Source organism: Curtobacterium phyllosphaerae (genome assembly GCF_049341865.1).
Lineage (GTDB): Bacteria > Actinomycetota > Actinomycetes > Actinomycetales > Microbacteriaceae > Curtobacterium > Curtobacterium phyllosphaerae.
This window is the reverse complement of record NZ_JBMPIU010000003.1, coordinates 80,105-105,625: the sequence shown is the minus strand read 5'-3', so window position 1 is coordinate 105,625 and position 25,521 is coordinate 80,105. Positions and strand designations below refer to the sequence as shown.

Here is a 25,521-nt window from a genome sequence, read left to right as displayed (position 1 = left end):
GGCGCACTTGCAGTTTCGGCGGAGCAGTATTGATTCGGTGTCAACGATCACAACTCGAGCGACTGCGCCGGTCGATGCGCAGCACGACGTCCCCGTCGCGGACGTCCCCCCGGCTTCGGCAGCCGCCGGGGGCGAGGGCGCTCCCGGCAACGCGACGACACGGCATCGGAACGTCGCCCTCCTCGCCGTGACAAGCACCCTCGCCGACCGCGTGACGACCTCCGCGGACATCGAGGAACGCCTCCACACCGTCCTCCGTCGGCTCCGGCTCCCGAAGCGCCTCCTCGAGCGCGTCGCCGGTGTCACCGAACGTCGGAACTGGGGCGAGGGGCAGTCCTTCGACGCCGCCGCGATCGACGCCGGCAAGCGTGCGCTCGCCCAGGCGGGCATCCGTCCGGACCAGGTCGGACTCCTCATCAACACGTCGGTGACCCGACCGCACCTCGAGCCGAGCGTCGCCGTGCGGCTGCACCACGGGATGGGCCTGCCGACGTCGGCGATCAACTTCGACGTCGCGAACGCGTGCCTCGGCTTCGTGAACGCGATGAGCATCGCGGCGGGCATGATCGACTCCGGCCAGATCAAGTACGCCGTGATCATCGACGGCGAGGACGCCGACCAGGTCCAGCTCAACACGATCGACCGTCTCAACCAGGGCGGCCGGAACCGCGACGACTTCATGAGCGAGTTCGCGAGCCTCACCCTCGGCTCGGGGGCGGCGGCGGCGGTGCTCGGTCCGGCGGACCAGCACCGCGAGGGCCACCGGCTGCTCGGCGGCGTCTCCCGCGCCGCGACGCAGTGGTACGGCCTGTGCGTCGGCAGCGTGGACGGCATGTACACCGACGCCAAGGCCCTGCTGAAGGGCGGGATGGAACTCGTCGTCGATGCCTGGAACGAGGCGCAGCGCGAGTGGAACTGGTCCGGCATGGACCGCTACATCCTGCACCAGGTCTCCGACGTGCACACCGACGCGTTCGTCAAGGCCGTCGGGCTCGACCGCGACCGCGTCCCGACGACCTACCAGAAGTACGGCAACGTCGGGCCGGCGTCGATCCCGATCACCCTCGCCGAGGAGGTCGCCGCGGGCGGTGTCAAACGCGGCGACCGCGTCCTGCTCGCCGGTGTCGGCTCGGGGTTGAACACCTCGATGCTCGAGCTCGCCTGGTGACGACGGAGCGACCGGTCCGCGGCCTGCCGCGGATCGCCGCGACGACCGCGCCCGCATCCCTGCCGCCGATCCTGCCGGGGCTCGACCCGGCGTGGTCGCGCCTGGTGACCGTGCCGACGGTCGAGACCGCCGGGGTACCGCTCGGCCGGACGGGAGGCACGGCCACCGTCCCGCGGACGTGGCACCTCCTCGACACGGCCGGGTCCCTCGGCGCGGCCGGCATCGACCCCGTCGGCACGATCCTCTGCGTGCACGGGAACCCGACGTGGTCGTACCTCTGGCGCTCGGTGCTGACCGCGTCGCTCGAGGCCGCCCGCGCCGGTGCACCCGCGTGGCGCGTCGTCGCCGTCGACCAGCTCGACATGGGGTACTCGGAGCGCACCGGTGCACCCCGCACCCTGCCCGACCGCGTCCGCGACCTCGGTGCGGTGACGGACGAGCTCGGCCTGACCGGACCGTCGGCGGCCGCCCGGGCATCCGGCCCCGTGGTGACGCTCGGCCACGACTGGGGCGGTGTCGTGTCGATGGGGTGGGCGGTCGACCACCCTGACGTCCTCGCCGCGGTGATGCTCTGCAACACCGCCATCCACCAGCCCGCGGACTCGTCGATCCCTGCGCCGCTCCGACTCGCGCTCCGCCCGGGGGTCCTCGGCCGCGCGACGGTGCTGACCCCGGCGTTCCTCGACACGACGCTCGCGATCGCGCACCCGGCGCTCACCACCGAGGTCCGGGACGCCTACCGGGCGCCGTACCGCGGTGCCGCCCGGCGTGGTGGCGTCGGCGGGTTCGTGGCGGACATCCCGGTCGACGCGCAGCACCCGAGCCGGTCCGAGCTCGACCGCATCGCCGAGGGTGTCCGACGGCTCGACGTCCCGACCCTGATGCTCTGGGGACCGCGCGACCCGATCTTCAGCGACCGGTACCTCGACGACCTGCGGGAGCGGATGCCGCACGCCGACGTCCACCGGTTCGAGGGTGCCGGACACATGCTGCCCGATGACGTCGACGTCGCGGGGAACGTGATGACGTGGCTCGGCGACCGGTTCGGTGCTGCGGGCACGTCGGGACCGACCGCCGCCGAGCCGGTCGCATCCGAGCCGGTCGCACCCGAGCCGGTCGCACCGGAGCCGGTCGCACCCGAGCCGAGCAGGCCGTTCCGTCCCGTCTGGGCCGCGCTCGACGACCTGGCCGACTCCGACGACACGGCCCTCATCGAGATGGCTCCGCCCGGCGTCGCACGACACCGCCGTCCGGCCACGACATCGCCCTCGACGACGGTGTCCCGCCCGGACAGCGGTGCGCGGTCACTCCTCGCCCCGCGCGCCGTGTCGTGGCGGCTCCTCACCCGCCGTGTCCGCGAGCTCGCCGTGGGGTTCGCCGACCTCGGCATGCGGGAGGGCGACCGCGTCTCCCTCCTCGTCACCCCCGGGGCCGACCTCACCGCCGTGCTCTACGCCTGCCTCCGCATCGGGGCGGTCGGCGTCGTGGCGGACGCCGGACTCGGCCTCCGCGGACTGACGCGCGCGGTCCGGGGTGCCCGCCCGGACTGGATCGTCGGGGCGCTCCCCGGTCTCACGGCGTCGAGGTCGCTCGGCTGGCCCGGGCGACGGATCTCGACGACACGGCTCGCGGCACCGGCGGCAGCGGCCCTCGGGGTCGAGCAGTCGCTCGCCGAGGTCGCTGCCCGCGGCGCGGACCTCCGGGCCCACGGCACGGCACTCCCCGAGCCGCCGGCGGCCGATGCCGTCGCCGCGGTGCTGTTCACCTCCGGGTCGACCGGCCCCGCGAAGGGCGTCGTCTACACGCACGCGCAGCTCGCCGCGGTGCGGGACGTCCTCGCGGCCCGGTACGACGTCGGGGTCGGCACCGGTCTCGTCGCCGGCTTCGCACCGTTCGCGCTCCTCGGCCCGGCCCTCGGCGCCCGCTCCGTGACGCCCGACATGGAGGTCACCTCGCCGCGGACCCTCACCGCGAGTGCCCTCGCCGCCGCGGTCGACCGCGCGGACGGCACGGTGGTGTTCCTGTCGCCGGCCGCCCTCGCGAACGTGGTGGCCACCTCCGCAACGCTGACGGACGCCGACCACCGCGCACTCGCCGGTGTCCGGGTGTTCCTGTCCGCCGGAGCACCGGTCCCCGAGCCCCTCCTCACCGAGGCCGCACGCCTGATGCCCGCGGCGAGTGCGCACACCCCCTACGGCATGACCGAGGGCCTGTTGCTCACCGACATCGACCTGCCGGGGATCCGGGCGGCCGCCCGGACGGGTCAGGACGGGGTCTGCGTGGGCCGGGCCGCCGCGGGCGTCACGCTGCTGATCAGCGCGCTCGACGACCTCGGTGCCGCGGTGGGCGTCCCGGACGACACCCCGGGCGTCACCGGCGAGGTCGTCGTCAGCGCCCCGCACGTCAAGGACCACTACGACGCGCTCTGGCGGACCGACCGCGAGGCGTCGCGCGGGACCGGGACGGACTCCGACGGACGGCGCTGGCACCGCACCGGCGACGTCGGCCACCTCGACGCCGAGGGCCGCCTCTGGATCGAGGGCCGACTCCCCCATGTCGTCACCACCGAGCACGGCGTCGTCACGCCGGTCGGCCCCGAGCAGCGCGCCGAGCGTGTCCGACAGGTCGGGCGTGCCGCGATCGTCGGCGTCGGGCCACGCGGCGACCAACAGCTCGTCGCCGTCGTGGAGACCGTCGTGCCCGTCCGGCGTGCCGGACTCGCGGACGCCGCCCTGACCGGCGCGGTCCGGCGCGCGGTCACGGACGCGACCACGTCGGTGACGCTGGCCGCGGTGCTCGCCGTGCCGCGCCTCCCGACCGATGTCCGACACAACTCCAAGATCGACCGGACCCGCCTGGCGGACTGGGCGTCCCGGATGCTCTCCGGCGCGCGGATGACGCGGCCATGAGGGTGCTCGTCACGGGTGCGAGCGGGTTCCTCGGCCGTGCGGTGGCGACCGCGGTCCGCGACGCCGGACACGAGGTCCGGACGTTCCAGCGGCGACCGTCCGGCGTGACCGGCGCCGGACTGGAGGACCGGCTCGGCTCCGTCACGTCGCCCCGCGACGTCGAGGCGGCCGTGTCCGGCATGGACGCCGTGGTGCACCTCGCGGCGAAGGTGTCCCTGGCCGGCGACCCGCGCGACTTCGGCCGGGTCAACGTGGACGGCACGCGGCTGCTGCTCGGCGCGGCTCGCGGAGCGGGTGTGACGCGGACGGTGTTCGTGTCCTCGCCGTCGGTCGCGCACACCGGGGCCTCGATCGTCGGGGACGACGCACTGCCCGCCGCACCGTCCACCGCCCGGGGTGACTACGCCCGCACCAAGGCCGTCGCCGAGCAGCTGGCGCTCGCGGCGGACGATCCGGCGTTCCGGGTCGTCGCCGTCCGCCCGCACCTGGTCTGGGGTCCGGGAGACAGGCAGCTCGTCGCGCGGATCGTGGACCGGGCACGGCGGCGGCGGCTGCCGCTGCTCGGTGACGGTGCGGCGCTCATCGACACGACCTACGTCGACAACGCGGCGTCCGCGATGGTGGCTGCGCTCGACCGGGTCGACGAGGTGCACGGGAACGCGTACGTCGTGACGAACGGCGAGCCCCGGCCGGTCGCCGAGCTCCTCGCCGGGATCTGCGGGGCGGCCCGGGTGCCGGCGCCGTCCGTCCGGGTGCCCGCGGGGCTGGCGCGGGCGGCGGGCTCGATCGTGGAGCGGGTGTGGGCGGTGCGGCCCGGGGAGGACGAGCCGCCGATGACGCGGTTCCTCGCCGAGCAGTTGTCGACGGCGCACTGGTTCGACCAGCGGCGGACGCGTCGGGATCTGGCCTGGGCACCGGCGGTGTCGCTCGACGAGGGCTTCCGCCGCCTGGCCGAGTCCGCGCGCTGACGGGCTGCCCCGGCAGTCCCGCGGGTGTCGCCTCGCGCACGGGCGGGGGCGGGGGCACGCGCACGGGCGGGGGCACGTGCACGCCACCCCCACCCGCACCGGCTCACGCCCGCTCGGACGCCGTCACCGCCCGGAACTGCTCGGCGGCCGCGGTCGCGACGCGTGCCAGGCTGCCGTCGGACTGCTCCTCGAGGCGGATGAGTCCCATCCGACGGAGGAACGGGGTCTTCACACCCGAGGACGTCGCCGCCTGCCGCTCCCGCACCACGGACTCGTCGACGCCGAACTCCTCGACGTTCCGGCCGCCGGACGCGTACGACCAGTCCACGAAGTCGAACACCGGCCACCAGGTGTACCCGCGGATGTCCACCCCCTCCGCGACGAGGTCCAGCACGGTCCGCGTCGAGTCGAGCACCCAGTCCGACCGCACCCGATCCGACCCCTCGATGCTCGTCTCCGTCACGACGATCGGCAACCCGTACCGATCCGCGAAGCCGCACAGCACCGTCCGGAGTCCGTCCGTCCACCGGTTCGTCGCGACCTGCACGACGCCGTCCCCGTCCGCGTCCGCGTCCGCCACCGCGGCGTCGGAGCGCCGCAACGTCCGCGGTGTCAGGTCCGGGTAGTAGTTCACGCCGAGCAGGTCGAGCCGCGCCGGCGCGTGCCGCAGCCGGTCGAGCCGCACCGGGTCGGCGCCGTGCTCGACGAGCCACGCCCGCATCGGGTGCTCCGACCCGACGAGCCCGAGCACGAGGTCGGTCGCCAGCCACCCGAGATCGGTCAGCAGTGCGGCGTGCGACACCAGGCCGTCGTCGTCCGGCACCACCATGGTGCCCGCCTCGACGTGCACGATCGTGGCGTCCGGGTTCGCCGCCCGGATCGCCTCGACGCTCGCCACGATCCCCTCGGCGAGGGCGACGGTGACCGTCGTCCAGCCGTCCCATCCGGTGAGCGCAGGCGGCCAGACGCCACGGAGACCGGCGAACGACGCGGTCGTCAGGGGTTCGTTGAGCGGCGTGAGGTGGTCGACGACCCCGCGGTAGCGCGTTGCGAACGCGGCGGAGAACTCGGCGATCGCGTCGACGTACCGCGGGTCGGCGAACGAGTCCTCGAGCCACGTCGGCGTGCCGTAGTGCACGAGGTCCGCGATGACGGTCAGTCCGAGCGACGACGCGTACGTCAGGCGTTCGTCGAGTTCGGCCCAGTCGAACACCCCCGGCGCCAGGTGCACGACCGGCCACCGGACGCCGTACCGGAGCGCCGTGACCCCGAGGTCGCGGACCGCGTCGAGGTCGGTGCGCCACCGGCTGGTGTGCTCGGTCAGGTCGTGCTCGTCGAGCGGCGCCATGTCGAACCGCGCCGGCGGGACGACGGAGGTGTCCTCGATCCCGGCGATCCAGGCGAAGTCGCCCGGACCGTGCTCCGTCCCGGGCATCACTTCAGCCCGCTCGTCGCGACGCCGGCCACGAAGTACTTCTGCGCGAAGAAGAACGCGACGGCGATCGGGATGAGCGAGATCGTCGCCCCGGCGAGCAGGATCGCGTGGTCGGTGACGTGGGCGCCGCCGAACAGGGTGAGCCCGGCGGGCAGGGTCAGCATGTCGTTCGAGGTGGACACGACGAGCGGCCAGAGCAGGTCGTTCCAGAGGTTCATGAAGTTGAGCACGGCGACCGTGGCGATCGCGGCCTTGGCGTTCGGCATGATGACCTGCCAGTAGATCCGCCAGTGCCCTGCGCCGTCGATCCGCGCCGCCTCGTCGAGCTCCGGCGGGATGTTCATGAAGAACTGCCGGAACAGGAAGATCCCGAACGCGCTCGTCGCCCGTGGCACGATGAGCCCCTGGTAGGTGTTCAGCCACCCGAGGTGGAACAGCTCGATGAACACCGGGATGAGCGTCACCTGGAACGGCACCATGAGCGTCGCGAGGACGATCACGAAGCAGACGTTCCGACCGACGAAGTGCAGCCGGGCGAGGGCGTAGGCGCACATCGAGTCGAACAGCAGCGTCGCCGCCGTCGTGACCCCGGCGAACACGAACGTGTTGAGCACGAGCCGGAGGAACGGGAGCTGCTGCCAGATCCCGATGTAGCCGTGCAGCGTGATGCTCGTCGGGAACAGGCTCGCGGGGTTCCCGAACAGGTCGGCCTCGCTCCGGAACGACCCGGACACCATCCAGATGAACGGCACGATGGCACCGACGACACCGATCCCGAGGTACACCCACTTGAGCACGTTGCCGACCGTCGGCCGGTCGGACCGGCCCGGTCGGTGCGGCCGGGAGGCCCGGGGCACGCGGCCCGGTCGGCCCACGTCCGTCGGACCGGGACGTCCGGCGGCCCGCGCTCCGCGCACCCGGTCGGTGCGCACCGTGTCAGTCGACATCGTTGTACCTGAACAATCTGAGCTGGATGAGGCTGATGATCATGATCATCGCGAAGAGCACCCACGAGATCGCGGACGCGTAGCCGGTCTGGTAGTTCACGAAGCCGTCGCGGTAGAGGAGGTTCACGAGGGTGTCGGTGTGGAACACGGGACCGCCGCCGGTCATCACGTAGACGAGGTCGAACACCTGGAACGACTGGATCGTCAGGATGAGCGAGGTGAAGAGCAGCGTCGGCCGGATGCTCGGCAGGGTGATGAACCAGACGAGCTTGAACCGTGCGGCCCCGTCGAGCTCGGCGGCCTCGTACCGTTCCTGCGGCACGCCCTTCAGTCCGGCGACGAACAGGATCATCGCGAAGCCGACGCTCTTCCAGACGGAGACGAAGATGACCGTCGGCAGGGCGAGCGTCGTCGACTGCAGCCAGGCGACGGACGGCAGCCCGAGTGCGGCGGTGATGCCGCCGACGAGACCGATCTGCGGGTCGAGGAGGAACTTCCAGACGAGGCCGATCGTGACGAGCGAGACGATCGTCGGGAAGAAGAAGATCGACCGCACGATGCGGGTCGGCAGCCCCTCGCCCTGGAGTGCGAGCGCCGCGAGGAACCCGAACACGAGGAGGAGGACCACGGACACGACGGTGTACTCGAGCGTGATGCCGAGCGCGTTCGTGAACTGCGGGTCCTGGAACAGCTTGACGTAGTTGCCGATGCCGACGAACGGCTGCTGCGTCGCCCCCACCGTCCAGTCGAAGAAGCTGTAGTACAGCGACCGGACGATCGGGAAGAGCACGAAGACGCCGAGGATCAGGAGGCTCGGGGCCATGAAGAGCCACGCCGGCTGGAACCGGTGCCGACGTGCGCGGAGAGGCCGTCCCTCCAGTCCGTCGGCGGAGGTCCCGGAACCGGCGGCCCCGGCTGGACCGGGACCGGTGGCCCGGGGGCGGCCCCCGCCGCGCGCACGGCGCGACGGGGACCGGTCGGTGAGCTGGCTCATGACTACTTGCAGCCGGTGAGACCGTCGATGGTCTGCGCGGCGGCGGTGGTGGCGTCCGCGACGGAGGTCCCGCGGGTGATCTTGCCGATGAGCGGGACGTAGGCGTCCGAGTCGACCTTCGTGGCGTTCGTGAGGTGCGGCAGGTACAGCCGGGAGTCCGGGACCTGCGCGGCGAACACCGACACGGTCGGGTCGGCCTTCAGCTTGCTGTCGTCCGACAGGTCGGTGCGGAGCGGCGGGAACCCGGTGGTCAGCGAGAACTTCTGCTGCACCGACTTGCTGGTCCAGTACGCCAGGAACTCCTTGGACTGCTCGGGGTACTTGGTCTTCGCCGAGATCGCGAGCGGCGCGGTGGACCCGAGCGTGACGGACTTGCCGTCGACGCCGACCGGGATCTTCGCGATGCCGAGGTCGATGCCGGCGGCCTTGTAGCCGGGCGCCGCCCACGGGCCGTTCATCTCCATGGCGGCCTTCCCGGCGGAGAACACCGAGTCCGCCTCGGCACCCGTCAGTCCGACCGGCGAGATCTTGTCCTTGCTGACGAGGTCGCTCCAGGTCGACAGGCCCTTCTGCGACGTCGAGGTCTGGAGGACGCTGCAGCCCTTGCTGTTGACGATGTCGCCGCCCTCGAGCCACTGCAGGATCGGCCACATCTGGATCGTCTGGTTGTCGGCGAGGACGAGTCCCGAGTTGCCGCCCGTCGTGAGCTTCTTGGCGTCGGCGGCCATCTCGGCGACGGTCGACGGCGGGTTCGCGATGCCGGCGTCCGCGAAGAGCTTCTTGTTGTAGTACAGGCTCAGCGTGGCGAAGTTCGCCGGGATCGCGTAGAGCTTGCCGTCGTAGGTGAACTCCTTGACGGTGCCCGGGGCGAGCTTCGACGTGTTGATGTCGTTCTTGCCCGACCCGGTGTTCGTCAGTGCCATCACCGAGTTCGTCTTGACGTACTGGGCGATCGCGTTCGGGTCCGAGCTCGGTGCGGCGATGTCCGGTCCCTGGCCGGTGAGCCACGCCGACGGCAGCTTCTGCTGGATGGTGTCCCAGGGCTGGACGGTCATCTGGACCTTGACGTCCGGGTGGGAGGCCTCGAAGTCCTTGACGATCTGGGCGTACCCCGGACGGTCGCCACCGGTGAACCCGGTCCAGACCTTGAGGGTGACGGGGCCGCTGGACGACGCCGACGAGGACGTCGAGCAGCCGGACAGTGCCAGGGCCACGGTGGCGGCTCCGGCGAGGACGGCGAGTGTCGCGTGCCGCTTCTTCATGGTGAACGCTCCTTTGCGCTGCGAGTGCTGCGAGGGGTGGTGGAGGGGGTGGTGGAGGGGGTGCTGCGAGGGGGTGGGTGCGGGATCAGGAGGGCTCGGCGCAGCCGCACGAGCCGCGGAGCACGAGGTCGACGCCGAGCTCGTGGCGGCTCCACCCGGCGACGTCGTCGACCAGGTCGAAGAGCCGTTCGGTGGCGACGCGCGCCATCTCCTCGGCGGGGACGCGGATCGTCGTGATGCCGGGGGTGGTGACGCGTGCGAACCCGAAGTCGTCGAAGCCGACGATGGACACGTCGTCCGGCACGTCGACGCCGCGCTGCTGCAGGACGCGGAGTCCGCCGAGCGCCATGTCGTCGTTCGCGAACACGACCCCGTCGAAGTCCGCACCCTCGTCGAGGAGCGTGGTCATCGCGTCCGCGCCGGACTGCTCGCCGAGGTCGCCCTCGACGATGCAGGCGTCGGCGTCCAGACCGCGTGATCGGACCGCGGCGAGGAACCCGGCACGACGGTCGACGCCCGTCTGGTGGTCGAGCGTGCCGGTGACGTGCACCAGCCGACGGCGTCCGTGCTCGACGAGGAGGTGCTCGGTGACCCGGTGCGTGGCGCCGACGTCGTCGATGCCGACGCTGATGCCGTCCGGCAGGTGGGGGAAGTTGCCGAGGAGCACGACCGGGAGCCCGGACGCGACGAGCCGTTCGACGTTCCGGTCGTCGATCGCAGCGCTCGTGACGATCGCGCCGTCGGCCGTGCGGGAGCGCATCACCCGCTCGTACGCGACGACACCGCGCTCGGCGTCCGCGTTCGTCGACACGATGACCTGGGCGTCGTGCGCGTTCGCCGCTTCGGACACCCCGTCGAGCACGTGCATGAAGTAGAGGTGCCCGAAGACGTGCTGGGCGCTGTTCGGGACGACGAGCGCGACGGCACCGGCCTTCTGGTTCCGGAGTGCACGGCCGGCGGAGCTCGGGACGTAGCCGAGCTCGTCGGCGGCACGGCGGACTGCGGCCCGGGTGGTGTCACTGATCCGGTCGTGTCCGGCGAGCGCCATCGACGCCGCCGCCGCGGTGACCCCGACGCGCTGTGCGACGTCCTTGAGGGTGACTGACTTGGCCACGGGGTCTCCTGCCGGGTCAGCAGTCGAGACCGACTGCTTTATCGATTAACTGGACTGAGCATACGACTGCTTTATCGATTCAGCAAGCATGGCGTGTCCCCAGTTTCGGGGACACGCCATGCTGTGGGTGTCGGACGAGCGACCGCGTCAGTTGATCGCGAACACCTGCGCCTGGTTGCCGTTGCAGTCGTACAGCTGCAGCGCCGTCTGGTTCGCCGTGTTCCCGGACGGGTCGTCGAGGCATCGCCCGGACTGCGGGTTGAGGATCGAGCCGTTCGCCTGCGGGATCCACTGCTGCCCACCGACGCCGTTGCACTGGTAGAGCTCGACGTGCGTCCCGTTTGCGGTGCCGTTGCCGTCCGCGTCGAGGCACCGGCCGAGGGTCCGGATGGTGTGGTCGGAGGACGTCACGGTCCACTGCTGGTCGAGGGCCGCCGGCTGCGCGGTCTCGATCGTCAGGCAGTCGTAGAGCTGGACCTGCGACCCGTTCTGCTGCAGGTCGTCACCGGCGACGTCGACGCACTTGCCGCCGTTGCCGATGATCGGGACCGCGACGGCGAACTGCTGCGCCTGGTTGCCGTTGCAGTCGTAGAGCTGCAGGGCCGTGCCGTTCGCGGTGTTCCCCGAGGGGTCGTCGAGGCAGCGTCCGGACTGCGGGTTCTTGATCGACCCGTCGCCCTGCACGATCCACTGCTGTCCGCCGACGCCGTTGCAGTCGTACAGCTCGAGCTTCGTGCCGTTCGCGGTGCCGTTGCCGTCCGCGTCGAGGCACCGCCCGAGCGTGCCGAGCGTGCCGGTGCCGTACGCACTGCCCGACCAGTGCTGGTCGGCGGCGAGCGCCTGGCAGTCCCAGAGCTGGACCACGGCGGTGTTGCCGCCGACGTCGTCGCCGGCGACGTCGACGCACTTGCCGCCGGGTCCGACGATCTGCGACCCCGGTCCCCCGCCGGTGCTGACGCCCTGGTAGTTCTGCGCGACGATGTTCGACTGCACGGCGTTGTCGGCCGCGTCGGTCGAGTACCCGCTCGTCATCACCCCCTCGAAGAACGACTGCGTGCCGCGGTTGGAGTTGTCACCGCCGGCGCCGAGGACGATCGAGCCCTCGAGTTGCATCGGCGTGTAGTTCCCGGCGGGCTCGGCCCCCTCGTACCAGGTGGTCAGCGAGCCCGTCTGGCTGTTCCCGCCCTTCAGCGCGAACGTGTTCGTGCCGTTGTTCTTGAGTTCCGCCGTGACGAACTTGCTGCTGTTGCCCTTGTTCGCTGTGTACGTCGGCGTCCCGCCCTGGAACACGCCGTTCTCGAGGTCGGCCTGCACCCACGGGCCCTTGCCCGAGCTGCCGGGGGCGTTGAGCGTCGACAGGTTGAGGGCGTCCATGTGCCCCTGCCCGGTGTCCTGCTCCTTCGTCTCGACGTTGCCGAAGTCCGAACAGCAGCCGTTGTTGCTGTTCGTGCCGCTCGCGACCTCGTAGATCGACTCCGGCGACGACCCGCGCGCGGTGCCCTTGGCGACCGTGCTCGAGATCCGGTACGCGACCTGGGGCGGCATGTAGATGCCGTAGGCCTTGTGCCCGGCGACCGTGATCGGCAGCGCGGTGGCGTTCGCCGCGTGGTTCGCGCCGCCCGCGTCACCCGCGGGTGCGACCGTGATGTCGTTGTGGTTGCTCGTCTGGTCGTAGATCTTCGGGATCGTGCACGTGGTCCCGGAGCAGAACGAGTCCTGCGCGGCCGCGTTCGCGTACCCGCCGGCGGCGAGCAGCCCGATGTTCGTCGTCGCCCCGTCCGAGGCCCGCTGCACCTGGTAGAGCGGCCCGTTGTAGCTCGCGAAGAGCGCTCGGGTCGAGCTGTACGCCGCCACGCAGGGGGTGCCGGCGCCGCTGTAGATGTCGCACGACGAGTTGGTCGCCGCGCTCGCGCTCTGCACGCCGACGGTGGCCGCGAACAGCGACCCGACGGCGAGCGCGAGTGCGCCGACCGCGGCGAGGAGTCTCCCCCGCCGCCTGGATGATGTGCCTTGCATGGTGTTCCTCTCGAGCGTCATTGCTGGAGTGGCTGATCTGCAGCGTCGGGAGTGCGGCATCTGGTCGCCGCTGCTTAATCGATTAACCACGAACAGTGTACAGCGGGCCGGCCCCGACCGCATCGGGTCGCCCGGAACCGGACACGGCGAGCAGGATGGACCGATGGAACCCGTCGACGCCCTGCACGAGATCGCCTTCTGGCTCGAGCGGGACCTCGCGCCCACGTTCAAGGTCAAGGCGTTCCGGACGGCGGCCGCCGCGATCGACGGGGTCGACCGGCCCGGACTGGAGGCACGACTCGCCTCCGGCGCGCTCGCCCGGACCAAGGGGGTCGGGTCCCGCAGTCTCGAGGTGATCGGCCAGGCACTCGGCGGTTCCGTGCCGGACTACCTCGAGGCGCTCCGGGACACCGAGCGCGAGACGCTGAGCGACGCGGGCGAGGCCCTGCTCGGACAGCTGCGGGGTGACCTCCACGCGCACAGCGACTGGTCCGACGGCGGCTCCCCCGTCGAGCTCATGGTCGACACCGCGGCACTGCTCGGGCGGGAGTACCTCGCGATCACGGACCACTCCCCGTCGCTGAAGGTCGCGCACGGACTCGACGCCGACCGCCTGACGGAGCAGCTCGACCTGCTCGAGGCAATCCGGGCCTCCCCACCGGCACGGCCGGACCGCCGACCGACCGCCTCCGGTCCTGCGGACGACACCCGGGCTGCGGACGCGACCGCCCCGTCGGCTGTCCGAGTGCTGTCCGGGATCGAGGTCGACATCCTCGAGGACGGCACCCTGGACCAGACCCCGCAGATGCTCGACCGTCTCGACGTCGTCGTCGCGAGCGTGCACTCGAAGCTCCGCGCGGACTCCCGGACGATGACCGAACGGATGCTCGGCGGGATCCGCGACCCGCACACGAACGTCCTCGGACACTGCACCGGACGGCTCGTCCAGGGTGGTCGTGGCGAACGTCCGCAATCGGCGTTCGACGCACGGGCGGTGTTCGACGCGTGTGCTGCGTCCGGGGTCGCCATCGAGATCAACTCCCGGCCCGAGCGGCAGGACCCGCCGGACGACCTGATCGCCGCAGCGCTCGACGCGGGGTGCCTGTTCAGCATCGACACCGACGCGCACGCCCCCGGCCAGCTCGACTTCCTCCGCCTCGGGGCCGAGCGCGCCGCCTCGAACGGGGTCCCCACCGACCGGATCGTCACGACGTGGCCGGTGGACCGTCTCCTCGCCTGGACGGCCGCCCGCCGGAGCTGATCAGACAGCATCCGCGGTGGCCGCCGCCGGACGCCCAGGTTGGACGCTCCGACGCGGTATCCGGCGACCCGGGGACGGGCGGTGCGGGAACCGGCCACGACGACCGGGACTCCCGGCCGGCACGCGCCCCCCTGAGCAGCCTGGGCAACGCACTGCACCGGAGCGATCGACGTTCGCCGGGCGGGCACCAGGGAAGGAACACACGTCATGAGCAGCTCCCCACCGGACAACGACACCCCGATCTCCCACCGTGCGGTCCCCGGGCCCACCGATCATCCGTTCGACGCCGGTCTCGACCGCGACGACGTGGACCGCGAGGACCGTGAGGACCGCGACGTCCTCGATCCCGACACACCGCTGACGTTCCCGGGCGTGCACGTCCCGGCGTTCGGCACCGACCGCGACACGGACGAACCCGTCCGGCACCGTTCGGACTCCGCGTCGGTCGACCCGGTCGGTGCTCCCGACCCGATCGTCCCGGAGTTCGGTGAGGGCCTGGCGTCCAACCCCCTGCCGCCGATCCCGACGCGGGACGGCGACTCCGGCGCACTCGGTTCAGGCTCGGGCACGGGCCTCGGCTCGGGCGCTGGGTCCGGCTCGGGCGCGGGGTCCGGCTCGGGTGGCACGGCAGACGCTGCGAAGGGCGCGGCCGAGAACGTCGCCGGTGACGCGAAGAGCGCCGCCGCGGACGTCGCCGGCAGCGCGAAGGACCAGGTCAAGCGCGTCGCGTCCGAGGCCACTGGCCACGCCAAGGAGCTCTACGGGCAGGCCTCGGCCGGGCTCAAGGAGCAGGCCGGCCAGCAGCAGGAGCGCGCCGCCGGTGGACTCCGGTCCCTCAGCGACCAGCTCTCGACGATGGCGGACAAGTCCGACGACGACGGCATCGCGCAGAAGGTCGTCCGCGACCTGTCGCACCGTGCGGGTTCCGCCGCCGGGTTCCTCGAAGGCCGCGACCCCGGGTCGCTCCTCGACGAGGTGAAGTCGTTCGCCGCGCGGAAGCCCGGGACGTTCATCGCGATCGCGGCCGGTGCGGGCATCCTCGCGGGACGCCTCACGAAGGCCCTCGCCGCCGAGACCAAGCACGAGCACGACGACGACAGCGGGCCGACCGCATGAGCGGCGAGACGCCGAGCCCCCAGGAACGGGCCGCCACGACACCTCTCGGGGAGCTCCTGACCGACGTCACGAAGGACATCTCGACGCTCTTCCGCCAGGAGGTCGCCCTCGCCAAGGCCGAGGTCGCGGAGTCTGCGAAGAAGGCGGGCAAGGGCGCCGGGATGCTCGGCGGTGCCGGACTCACCGGCCTCTACGTGCTGTTCTTCCTGTCGATCGCCGCGTGGTGGGCCCTCGGGTACCTCGTCGGCAACGCCTGGTCGGCACTCATCATCGCGGGTGTCTACCTGATCGTCACCGCGATCCTGGCCCTGCTGGGTCGCGCACAGCTCCGGCAGGTCAAGGGGCTCCCGCAGACGGCCGACACCGTCAAGGAGATCCCGGACGCCTTGATGCCGAACAGCTCGAACCCGAACTCGACCACGAGGAGCAACGCATGAGCACGCCAGACGAGATCCGCGCCGAGATCGAGGCGACCCGGGGCAACCTGGGCTCGGACGTCGACGCCCTGGCCGACAAGGTCAGTCCGTCGTCGATCGCCCACCGCCAGACCGAGAAGGTCAAGGGCAAGTTCGACTCCGTCCGCGAGAGCATGATGGGTGCCGCGGACTCCGCGCGGGCGAAGGTGTCCTCGGCCACGGGCAGCGGATCCGGGTCGGTCGGCTCCGCGGCCGGATCGGCGGCGGACTCGGCGAAGGGTGCGGCGAACCGCGCCGTCGGCAAGGCCAAGGGCAACCCGCTCGCCGTGGGGCTCATCGCCTTCGGTGCCGGCTGGCTCGCCTCGGCGCTCATCCCGTCGTCGGACAAGGAAGAGCAGCTCGCGAGCGACGTCAAGGAGAAGGCGGCCCCGCTCGTCGACCAGGTGAAGGAGTCGGCGCAGACCGTCGGCGCCGACCTCAAGGACTCCGCGCAGCAGCACGCGAGCGACCTCAAGGACACGGCGCAGGACGCTGCGCAGACGGTCAAGGGCGACGCGCAGTCCTCCGCGGCCGACGTCAAGGACAGCGCCCAGCACGCGAAGGACGACGTCCAGGGCGCCTGACCCGCCCCTCCCGCCTCCGCTCCGCTCCGCCCCGCGAGTGAGCAGCAATCGTCGAGTCCCACCCCGGGACCCGACGATTGCTGCTCACTCATCGGTGTCAGCGGCCGAGGTGCGGAGGACGCGGGGGCGCGGCGTCCTCGGTGCGGGGTGATGGGCCCGGAATATCAGTACAGTGTCCGGCATGGCGACTTCCCTCGACACGTTCTTCAACGGCATGAGCGCGGTGGCGACCGCCGGAGCCCTCATCGCAGCGATCTACGCCGGCTGGCAGGCCCGACAGCTCTTCGGCGTCGAGACCACCCGCGACGACGACCAACGCCGACGGGACGGCGAACGCCAGGCCTCGGGGGTGACGGCCTGGGCGGGTCTCCAGCTGCTGACGCGAGATCGTCAGGTGATGGGAGTCGTCGTGCGGAACTCGTCCGACGATCCCGTCTTCGACGTCGACATCCGTGTCCGCGGGTTCTCCAGACCATCGGTCAGCAAGCTCCGGATCCTGCCCCCGGGCGAGTACTTCATCCGGAACGACCTGCACACCGATCCCGACGGACGCACGTTCCACTGGGACTGGGCCAAACCCGTTCGCGAATTCCGGGACCCCCTCCGTCCCTACACCGCGGGGACGAAGTTCGCCGTCGAGCAGATCGGCTTCCGGGACAGCGCCGGGCACGGGTGGACTCGCGACGAGAGCGGCCGGCTCCAGTCCGACAGCACGCCGACCACGAGCACCCGTCCCCGAGGGTTGCGGCGATGACGAAGTCACCCATGAGCCGTCACCCGCCACCCGCCACCCGCCACCCGCCACCCGCCACCGTGCAGTTCTGCCGCGTTCTCGCCTCCCGAACCGGTCACGACTGCACGCTCGCGGAACGCGGCCCGGCGGGGGTCCGCCACTGCTTGACGGGTGCTCGGATGTGCGGCCTCGCGGGAACGCGGGCAGGATGTCGGGCATGACGACGACGTCGAGATCCACCCGTGCCACCCTGTTCCGCCGCAAGCCCATCGACCAGATCGACGACGATCCGGGCAGCGAGTCGAACGGCCTCTCCCGCCACCTCGGCCTGTGGCAGCTCACCGCGATCGGCGTCGGAGGGATCATCGGCGCGGGGATCTTCACCCTCGCCGGCCAGGTCGCGAACCAGGTCGCCGGACCGGCCGTGCTGTTCTCGTTCCTCGTCGCGGGGATCGCCAGCGCCGCCGCCGCCCTCAGCTACGCCGAGTTCGCCGGGATGATCCCGAAGGCCGGGAGCGCGTACACCTACGGCTACGCCGTGCTCGGCGAGATCGTCGGGTGGTTCATCGGCTGGGACCTGCTGCTCGAGTACACCGCGATCGTCGCCGTCGTCGCCATCGGCATCTCCGGGTACGTGCAGTTCCTCGTCGGGCAGGTCGGGCTCGACCTGCCGCACTGGATGCTCGGAGCGCCGGGGACCGGGAGCGGTCACGTGGTCGACGTGTTCGCGATCGTGCTCTGTCTGCTCACCGCGTTCGTGCTGTCCCGCGGCATCAAGAGCGCTGCGCGGTTCGAGCTGGTCGCGGTCGGCATCAAGGTGCTCCTCGTCGTCCTCATCGTCGTACTCGGCGTGTTCCACATCGACAGCGCGAACTACCACCCGTACTTCCCGTACGGCTTCGGCGGCGTGATGACCGGGGCGGCGACGGTGTTCTTCGCGGTCTTCGGCTACGACGCGATGAGCACCGCCGCCGAGGAGTCGAAGGACGCCAGGAAGCACATGCCGAAGGCGATCCTGCTGTCGCTCGGCATCGCGATGGTGCTCTACGTCCTCGCAACGCTCGTGCTCACCGGCATGCAGAAGTACTCGGACATCGCGCCGACGTCGGGGTTCGCGTCGGCGTTCGCCTCGGTCGGGCTCGGCGGCGTCGCGAACGTGATCGCCATCGGCGCGATCGTCGGCATCATCACGGTGCTGCTGACGTTCCTGCTCGGCGTCTCGCGCGTGTGGTTCTCGATGAGCCGTGACGGGCTCCTGCCGGCGTGGTTCGCAAAGGTGCACCCGACCCGCAAGGTCCCGACCCGGGTGACGTGGATCGCGGGCGGGGCGGCGGCCGTCCTCGCGGGGCTCTTGCCCATCGGGACGGTCGCCGAACTCACGAACATCGGCATCCTGCTCGCGTTCGTGGTGGTCTGCTCCGCGGTGATCGTCCTCCGGTACCGGCGGCGGCCCGAGCTCGACCGTCGCTTCCGACTGCCGCTCATGCCCGTCGTCCCCGCGATCGGTGTGATCGCGTCGCTCTGGCTCGTGACGTTCCTCCAGTGGGAGACCTGGGTGCGGTTCGCGGTCTGGTTCGCGATCGGTCTCGGCGTGTACTTCGGCTACTCGCGGCGACACAGCGTGCTCGCGAACGCGGACACCGACCGGCTGCAGGACACCCGCTCGCACCAGGCCGACGCAGGACGGTAGCGAGCCGGCCCGACACGAGCGGCAGCGCGCCGGCACGACGCAGAGGAGTGGCGCACCGGCGGCACCGGCAGCACCGGCAGCACCGGCAGCGCACTGCAGCCCCGGCGCGACACCGGAGCACCGGAGCACCGGAGGCACGCCACCGCGCTCAGGACAGGTGTGCCGCCAGGAACCGGAGCTGTGCCGGGGCCACCCGCCGCCAGTAGGCCATGTCGTGCCCGCCTGGCTCGAACGCGCCGATCGGCCCCGCCCCACCGGCCGAGCCCGACCCCGACCCCGACCCCGACCCGGGAGCCGACCCCGATCCCGCCCGGATGCTCGCCACCAGCGCGCGGTCGTTCGCGGCGAACCCGTCCCCCGTGCCGCAGTCGACACGGACGGGCACCCGCCCGAGCAGAGCGCCCCGTCGGTACAGGTCGTGCGCAGCGAAGTCGGCGGGACCGTCGAACGCACCGGACGCCGTCCGGTCCGCACTCAGCCAGAGCGCGACAGACATCCCACCGACCGCTGCGACACGCTCGCGTCCGAGCGTGCTCCCGAGCAGGAGGGCGCCGAACCCACCCATCGACCAGCCGAGGAACCCCACCCGGTCCGCCGGCCGGCTCCGGAGTCCTCGGTCGGCGAGCACCGGCAGGAACTCCTCGGTGACCATGCGTCCGGCGTCCTCACCGGACCGTCTGGCGTGCCAGTAGGTGTTGCCCCCGTCGACCGCGGCGATCGCGAACGGACGCGACCCGGCGGCGACGGCGGCGGCGAGGAACCGGTCGAGCCCGAGCCGGGTCCCGAACGCGTCGGCGTGCGTCTCGCCGTACCCGTGCAGGACGACCACGACCGGGAGCGAGGCATCGTCCCGGGATCCGGGCGGGTAGCTGACGCCCCACGACACCGACCGGCCGAGGCGCGCCGCCGACACGAACGACCCGGACGCGAACGGGCCGGCCGCGTCCGACGGGACCACCCCGGCCGGACCGTCGAGGCCGAGGGCGCGGTGCAGTCGCGATCGGCCCGGGAGGACGCCCGTCTCGACGCCTGCCGCACCCGCCGCGCCGGCACCGAGGACGGCGGCCGTGCTGGCGGCGGCGACGAGGAGCGTCCGTCGCGAGAGTGCGGGGGCCATGCGGCGATCATGCCCGACGTCGCCCATGGAGAGCCGGTTCCGCGCCGGGGTGCCCGATGTGGTTCCACTCAGCGACGGAGGTCGGCCGTCCCTGTCACGATGGGGACATGTCCGCCGCCCCGCTCGTCGACGCCGTCGACGTCATCCGGCTCGTCGGGCCCCGGGCGTTCGGACGCGCCAAGGACGAGCTCCGCACCGGGAACGTCGAGCAGGTGGCGTACGACGAGGACGACCTCACCGTGCACGCGAGCGTCCAGGGCAGCGCGCCGTCCCCCTACCGCGTCCGCGTCGACGTCCTCCCGGCGCGCGGCGACACCATCCGGCCCGTCCGGAGCTCCTGCACGTGCCCGCTCGGCGGCGACTGCAAACACGTCGCCGCGGCGATGCTCCAGCTCGGCGCGCAGGGGGTGTCCGCCGCGATGCCGACCCCGACGGCACCGGACCCCGATGCCGCGGACTGGAAACGGACGCTCGGTCGGATCGCGGGGATCGACGGACCGACGGCTGCGCGTTCGGCCGCGATGGGCCTCCAGTTCGAACTCCGCGACCTCGTGCCGCCGCGACTCGCGGCGCGCGCCGGTGCGTCCGGTGTCGGTCGCGCCCGCGCGACCGGGCCGGGCGGCGCGGGAGCGTCCGGCGGGTCCTCCGGGTCCGGCGGGTCCGGCGGGACTCCGGACGGGAGGCACGACCCGGGTCGACGGGTCCGCCTCGGTGTGCGACCGGTCACCCTGAGCACCGCCGGCAACTGGGTCCGCGGTCAGCTGACGTGGGGCACGCTGCCCTACTCGATGAACCGGCTGTCGCTCGACCCCGACCAGCACGCGTGGTTCGGGCAGTTCCAGGCGCTGCACCGGTCGGCGCACAGCGTGTACACCCCTGGTGAGGCCGACTGGCTGTTCCTCGACGACTTCGCGTCCCCGCTGCTCTGGCCGTTGCTCGCCGAGGCCGGCCGGCTCGGGATCGACTTCGTGGCGGGGTCGGCGCGGCGGTCGGATGGTCGGTCGTCCGGCGGCTCCTCGGGCACCGTCGAGATCGCGGAGCAGGCTCGGGTGACGCTCGACGCCACGCGTGAGGAGGACGCCGCCCTGGCCCTGACCGCCGGCGTCGTGGTCGACGGTCGGCCGATCGCACCCGGTTCGTCCGGGGTGATCGGGACGCACGGCGTCTACGCGTTCCGGCGAGCGCCGTCGCTGCACATCACCCTCGCACCGACCAGTGCGCCGCTCGACGACGAGCAGCGACGGCTCCTCACCCGGGGCGAGCGCATCATCGTCCCCGAGAGCGACATCGACGAGTTCGTCGCCGGGTACGCCACTCGGCTCCGTGGTGCGGTCGACCTCGTCAGCTCCGACGGCGCGCTCGACCTGCCGGACCGCACACCACCGCGGCTCGTGCTGACCGCCGCGTTCGCCGCCGACGACCACCTGCAGCTCACGTGGCGCTGGCACGTCGACGGTCGGCGGGACATGCCGTCGATGCACGGCCCGCTCCCCGACCTGTCCGCGCTGGAACCGCCGGCCGCCCCGGACGGCACGGCGCTGCCGTGGTTCGAGGACACCGCGCTCGAGGGCGCCGAGACCGCGGCGTTCGCCGCCGGGACCCTGCCGGCGCTCCAGGCCCGACCGGACCTCGTCGTCCGGGTCGTGGGCGAGCACCCCGACTACCGGGAGCTCACGGAGCCGCCGCTGCTGACGATCACGACGATGGAGACCGAGGACCGCGACTGGTTCGACCTCGGCATCCTCGTCACGGTCGAGGGACGGACCGTGCCGTTCACGCCGCTCCTCACGGCGTTGGCCAAGCGGCAGCAGAAGCTCAAGCTCGTAGACCACACGTACATGTCGCTCGGTCATCCGGCCTTCGACGCGCTCAAGGAGCTCATCGAACAGGCCGGCGAGCTCGACGAGTGGGAGCCCGGACAGCTGCGCATCAGCCCGTACCAGGCGGGGCTCTGGGCCGAGTTCGATCAGCTCGCGGACGAGACCGTCCAGGACGAGCGGTGGGCGCGGACCGTCGGCGGGCTGCTGCGGTTCCAGGAGGCGTCGGACGATCCGACCTCCGGTGCGGTGCACGTCGTCGACGAGGTCCCGGTGCCGTCCTCGGTGGACGCCGAGCTCCGGCCGTACCAGCGCGACGGGTTCGCGTGGTTGACGTTCCTCCACGAGTACGGGCTCGGTGGGGTGCTCGCCGACGACATGGGGCTCGGCAAGACCCTGCAGACGCTGACGTTCGTCACCCGTGCGATCGAGACCGCGTCCGAGGACGCCCGGCGACCGTTCCTGGTGGTCGCGCCGACGTCCGTCGTCGCGAACTGGGCGGCCGAGGCCGCACGGTTCACACCGGGGCTCCGCGTCGCCACGGTCACGACGACGAGCACCAAGCACCGCGCGCAGATCGCCGCCGCGGCAGCGTCCGCCGACGTCGTCGTGACGTCGTACGCCCTGTTCCGGCTCGACTTCGCCGCGTACCAGCACGAGGAGTGGGCGGGGCTGGTCCTCGACGAGGCGCAGTTCGTCAAGAACCCGTCCTCGCAGGCACACCGGTGCGCGGTCGAGCTCCGCGCACCGTTCAAACTCGCGATCACCGGGACACCGCTCGAGAACGGGCTGACGGATCTCTGGGCCCTGTTCCACGTCGTCGCGCCGGGCCTGCTGTCGAGTTCCACCCGGTTCACCGACGACTACGTCAAGCCCGCGGACTCCCCCGACGTCGACGCGGACGCCCGTGCCGCGCTCATCGACCGACTCCGCCGACGCATCCGGCCGCTCATGCTCCGGCGCACCAAGGAGCTCGTGGCCGCCGACCTGCCGGACAAGCAGGAGCAGGTGCTGCGCATCGACCTCGACCCTGAGCACCGCCGGGTCTACGACCTGACGCTCCAACGCGAGCGCCTGAAGCTGCTGGACCTGCTCGAGGACATCGACCGGCACCGGATGATCGTCTTCCGGTCGCTGACGCTGCTCCGGATGCTGGCGCTGTCACCCGCGCTCGTGGCCCGTCCCGACGTCGATCCGGACGGCGAGCCGGTCGTGTCGGCCAAGCTCGACCTGCTCGTCGCCGAACTCCAGGAGCTGCACGCCGAGGGCCGTCGTGCGCTGGTGTTCAGTCAGTTCACGTCGTTCCTCGGTCTCGTGGCGGACCGGCTCGACGCGTCCGGGGTCGGCTTCGAGTACCTCGACGGCTCCACGACGAACCGGCCGGTCGTCATCGACCGCTTCCGGACCGGCGACGCCCCCGCGTTCCTCATCTCGTTGAAGGCGGGTGGGTTCGGGCTCACCCTGACCGAGGCCGACACCGTGTTCATCCTCGATCCGTGGTGGAACCCGGCCGCGGAACACCAGGCCGTCGACCGGACGCACCGCATCGGGCAGCGTCGGCCGGTGAACGTGTACCGGCTCATCGCGAACGACACGATCGAGGAGAAGGTCCTCGCCCTCGCCGCGCGCAAGGGGGAGCTGTTCGACGCCATGATCGACGACGACGCGAGCACGTTCTCCGGGGCCCTGACGGCCGACGACGTCCGGGGCCTGCTCGCCGACTGAGCGGCCCGGCCGTCGGCCCCGGCCCCGGCCCGGCCCGGCCCGGCCCGGCCCGTCGAGTGAGCAGGAATCGTCGGCCGGCACCCGTCGACCCGACGATTCCTGCTCACTCACCGCCGAACGGGAGGGGAGGGGGACGGGGGCAGGAACGTGGCGCAGGCGCTCAGTCGACGCGCGTGGACAGGGGCTCGCCGCCCCGCACGTGCTGGTCGACGAACCGGGACACCGTCTCGTTCCACACCCGGGCGTTCGCCGGGCTGAGCACCCAGTGGTTCTCGCTCGTGAACTGGAGGAGCCGGTGCGGCATCGTGGACGGCGGCCCGTCGAACCCGGAGACCAGGTCCCACCACGCCCGCAGCGCCTCGGACACCGGCACCCGGTAGTCGCGGTTCCCGTGCACGAGCAGCATCGGCGTGCTGATCGCTGAGGCCGTGCGGTCCGGCGAGTTCTGTGCGTACCAGTCCGGGTGGTCGGTCTCGGTGTCGAAGATGCCGTTCTTGTTCTCGGCGGCGTCGGTCGTGTCGTGCTGCTGGTCGAGCGACCACAGACCGGCGTGCGTGACGATGCAGTCGAACCGGTCGGTGTGGCCCGCGATCCAGTTCGTCATGTACCCGCCGAAGCTCGCGCCGAGCAACGCCGTCCGCGTGCCGTCGAGGCCGAGCGACGTGTCGGCGAGCACCGCGTCGAGCAGCGCCTCGACCTCGTCCCAGACGACCGACGCGCGGTGCGGCCACGCTCGCGCGATCGCGGCGTACCCGTACCCGGTGGACAGCGCCGGGTCGGGGAGCAGCACCGCGTACCCGCGTTCGACAGCGAGCCACGGGCACCAGCGCCAGCTCCATGCGTTCCACGACGAGAACGGGCCGCCGTGGATCCAGACCTGGAGCGGTACCGGGTCGTCGGCCGAGGCGCCCATGGGCGTGCAGAGCCATCCCGGTACCAGTACCCCGTCGACCTCCGCCGCCACACGGCGCAGCGTCCCCGGGAGCTCCGGGGTGCCCCCGGGCGACGGGAGGGACAGCGGCTCCTGGTCCTCCATCGTCGTGTCGAGCCGGACCACCGTCGGCGGTCGGTCGATGGACGACCGGAGCGCGTACACCCAGCGGCCGTCGGGGCAGGGCTGCAGGTGCGAGTACGACGCGTCGGACGCCAGTCGTCGGAGCACCCGGCCGGTCCACGGGTCGACGGCGAGGACGGCACCGGCGCCCTCGAGGTCGCCCGCGACGAACAGGATCGCGCCGTCCCGCGCCCAGACGTACTCGGATGCGTCGACGTCCCCGAGGTCGACCTCGATCGGCTGCTCGTGCACCGCGGCACCGAGACCGCGGATCTCGACACGCTCGACGTGCGGGGTGTCGTACGTGCCACGGGTCCGTCGTCCGACCGCGTACCGGGACCCGTCCGGTGCGATCCGGGCATCGCCGAAGTCGTCGCCGGGTTCGTCCGCGATGACCTCGGGCGCAGCACCGCCGGATGTGGGGATGCGGACGACCACCGCATGGGATCGTCCGCGGGCCTCCCGCTCGGTGCGTGTCGCCAGGACGAACGACCCGTCCGCCGACAGGTCCGCGCCGGCGTTACGGTACTCCTGCGCCGCATCCGGGGTCAGGTCGACCAGGGACCCGTCCGGCCGGAGTGCGAACAGTCGTGCGGACGTGTCGCCGAGTTCGTGGTCCCACTGACGGATCGGCATGCCGTCGTGCAGGATCGCGGTCACGCCGGAGTCCTTGCGGGCCGCGCGCCGGACGGCGTCCTCGTCCGCATCGGTCGAACCGACGAGTCGGGACCCGCTGACGAGCACCGGCGCACCGACCTCGCCGGCCGCGACGGGCGAGGAGAGGCCTCCGGGCGAGGACGCGACGACCGACGCCTCGCCGACGAGCGGCAGTCGCCAGAGGGCGCGGTCGTCCGTGTCCCGACCGGGCGCCGGCCGCTTCGACACGAACAGCATCGAACCGTCCGCCGCGAACACGGGCTGCGACTCCCCCTCGGTGGAGAACGTGATGCGCACCGGCGCCTGCTCCCCAGCGGGATCGATCTCCCAGAGCGAGTCGGTGGACGCGGACAGCGTCTCGTTCGCCGTCGACACGGTCGCCACGAGGCGGGTGCCGTCCGGGCTGAGGACGAGTCCCGTCGTGCGGGGCATCCTGACGAAGTCGTCGAGGTCCACGAACGGGGAGTCGGTCACCCGATCGAGCCGAGACACCCGTCCC

General features: G+C 72.0%; 18 protein-coding genes. 10 read left to right on the top strand and 8 right to left on the bottom strand.

Features of this window, described 5'->3' with window-relative positions; all coding sequences use genetic code 11:
* The first annotated feature begins 187 nt into the window (after positions 1-187).
* The 3 genes from ACO0E0_RS06195 to ACO0E0_RS06185 are packed head-to-tail and all read left to right on the top strand — an operon-like array spanning position 188 to position 5,045.
* The gene (locus ACO0E0_RS06195; RefSeq protein WP_422870532.1) at positions 188-1,168 is read left to right on the top strand and encodes a 3-oxoacyl-ACP synthase III; all 981 of its coding nucleotides are present in this window, start codon (positions 188-190) and stop codon (positions 1,166-1,168) included.
* Positions 1,165-4,077, top strand: coding sequence for an alpha/beta fold hydrolase (locus tag ACO0E0_RS06190; protein ID WP_422870531.1), 2,913 nt, complete (start codon positions 1,165-1,167; stop codon positions 4,075-4,077). Before ACO0E0_RS06195 ends, ACO0E0_RS06190 begins: the two co-directional genes overlap by 4 nt.
* Positions 4,074-5,045, top strand: coding sequence for an NAD-dependent epimerase/dehydratase family protein (locus ACO0E0_RS06185; RefSeq protein WP_422870530.1), 972 nt, complete (start codon positions 4,074-4,076; stop codon positions 5,043-5,045). Before ACO0E0_RS06190 ends, ACO0E0_RS06185 begins: the two co-directional genes overlap by 4 nt.
* Positions 5,046-5,148: 103 nt before the next feature.
* Here the strand turns inward: ACO0E0_RS06185 and ACO0E0_RS06180 are convergent, their stop codons facing one another.
* From ACO0E0_RS06180 to ACO0E0_RS06155, 6 genes are all read right to left on the bottom strand, one after another.
* Entirely contained in the window at positions 5,149-6,480 is a 1,332-nt protein-coding gene (locus ACO0E0_RS06180) for a family 1 glycosylhydrolase (RefSeq protein ID WP_422870529.1), read from the bottom strand.
* Complete coding sequence (locus ACO0E0_RS06175) at positions 6,480-7,277, bottom strand: carbohydrate ABC transporter permease (protein WP_422870528.1); 798 nt, start codon at positions 7,275-7,277, stop codon at positions 6,480-6,482. Before ACO0E0_RS06175 ends, ACO0E0_RS06180 begins: the two co-directional genes overlap by 1 nt.
* A 139-nt stretch (positions 7,278-7,416) precedes the next feature.
* On the bottom strand, positions 7,417-8,250 hold the full coding sequence (locus ACO0E0_RS06170) for a carbohydrate ABC transporter permease (protein WP_422870527.1): 834 nt from the start codon (positions 8,248-8,250) through the stop codon (positions 7,417-7,419).
* Between the two features lie 173 nt (positions 8,251-8,423).
* Positions 8,424-9,683 carry a sugar ABC transporter substrate-binding protein gene (locus tag ACO0E0_RS06165; protein WP_422870526.1) on the bottom strand — a complete coding sequence of 420 codons (1,260 nt, stop codon included), beginning with the start codon at positions 9,681-9,683 and terminating at the stop codon, positions 8,424-8,426.
* Positions 9,684-9,768: 85 nt separating this feature from the next.
* The gene (locus ACO0E0_RS06160; RefSeq protein ID WP_422870525.1) at positions 9,769-10,797 is read right to left on the bottom strand and encodes a LacI family DNA-binding transcriptional regulator; all 1,029 of its coding nucleotides are present in this window, start codon (positions 10,795-10,797) and stop codon (positions 9,769-9,771) included.
* A 147-nt stretch (positions 10,798-10,944) separates the two neighbouring features.
* The gene (locus ACO0E0_RS06155; RefSeq protein ID WP_422870524.1) at positions 10,945-12,813 is read right to left on the bottom strand and encodes an arabinofuranosidase catalytic domain-containing protein; all 1,869 of its coding nucleotides are present in this window, start codon (positions 12,811-12,813) and stop codon (positions 10,945-10,947) included.
* A 163-nt stretch (positions 12,814-12,976) separates the two neighbouring features.
* Here ACO0E0_RS06155 and ACO0E0_RS06150 point away from each other — a divergent pair, with 163 nt between their 5' ends.
* The 6 genes from ACO0E0_RS06150 (at position 12,977) to ACO0E0_RS06125 (ending at position 18,652) form a co-directional block, all read left to right on the top strand.
* Positions 12,977-14,074, top strand: a complete 1,098-nt coding sequence (locus ACO0E0_RS06150; protein ID WP_422870523.1) for a PHP domain-containing protein — start codon at positions 12,977-12,979, stop codon at positions 14,072-14,074.
* A 207-nt stretch (positions 14,075-14,281) separates the two neighbouring features.
* On the top strand, positions 14,282-15,190 hold the full coding sequence (locus tag ACO0E0_RS06145; protein WP_422870522.1) for a hypothetical protein: 909 nt from the start codon (positions 14,282-14,284) through the stop codon (positions 15,188-15,190).
* The gene (locus tag ACO0E0_RS06140) at positions 15,187-15,627 is read left to right on the top strand and encodes a phage holin family protein (RefSeq protein WP_422870521.1); all 441 of its coding nucleotides are present in this window, start codon (positions 15,187-15,189) and stop codon (positions 15,625-15,627) included. The genes ACO0E0_RS06145 and ACO0E0_RS06140 overlap by 4 nt, the downstream gene beginning before the upstream one ends.
* Positions 15,624-16,229 (top strand): DUF3618 domain-containing protein, encoded by a 606-nt coding sequence (locus ACO0E0_RS06135; protein ID WP_422870520.1) that lies wholly within the window; start codon positions 15,624-15,626, stop codon positions 16,227-16,229. The genes ACO0E0_RS06140 and ACO0E0_RS06135 overlap by 4 nt, the downstream gene beginning before the upstream one ends.
* A 181-nt stretch (positions 16,230-16,410) precedes the next feature.
* The gene (locus tag ACO0E0_RS06130) at positions 16,411-16,983 is read left to right on the top strand and encodes a hypothetical protein (protein ID WP_422870519.1); all 573 of its coding nucleotides are present in this window, start codon (positions 16,411-16,413) and stop codon (positions 16,981-16,983) included.
* A gap of 196 nt (positions 16,984-17,179) precedes the next feature.
* On the top strand, positions 17,180-18,652 hold the full coding sequence (locus ACO0E0_RS06125; protein ID WP_422870518.1) for an amino acid permease: 1,473 nt from the start codon (positions 17,180-17,182) through the stop codon (positions 18,650-18,652).
* A gap of 148 nt (positions 18,653-18,800) precedes the next feature.
* On the opposite strand, the gene ACO0E0_RS06120 is transcribed toward ACO0E0_RS06125, so the two are convergent.
* Positions 18,801-19,769, bottom strand: a complete 969-nt coding sequence (locus tag ACO0E0_RS06120; protein WP_422870517.1) for an alpha/beta hydrolase — start codon at positions 19,767-19,769, stop codon at positions 18,801-18,803.
* A gap of 107 nt (positions 19,770-19,876) precedes the next feature.
* Between ACO0E0_RS06120 and ACO0E0_RS06115 the strand changes: the two genes are divergently transcribed.
* Entirely contained in the window at positions 19,877-23,311 is a 3,435-nt protein-coding gene (locus tag ACO0E0_RS06115; RefSeq protein ID WP_422870516.1) for a DEAD/DEAH box helicase, read from the top strand.
* 160 nt (positions 23,312-23,471) lie between these two features.
* On the opposite strand, the gene ACO0E0_RS06110 is transcribed toward ACO0E0_RS06115, so the two are convergent.
* Complete coding sequence (locus ACO0E0_RS06110) at positions 23,472-25,496, bottom strand: S9 family peptidase (protein WP_422870515.1); 2,025 nt, start codon at positions 25,494-25,496, stop codon at positions 23,472-23,474.
* Positions 25,497-25,521: the final 25 nt, after the last annotated feature.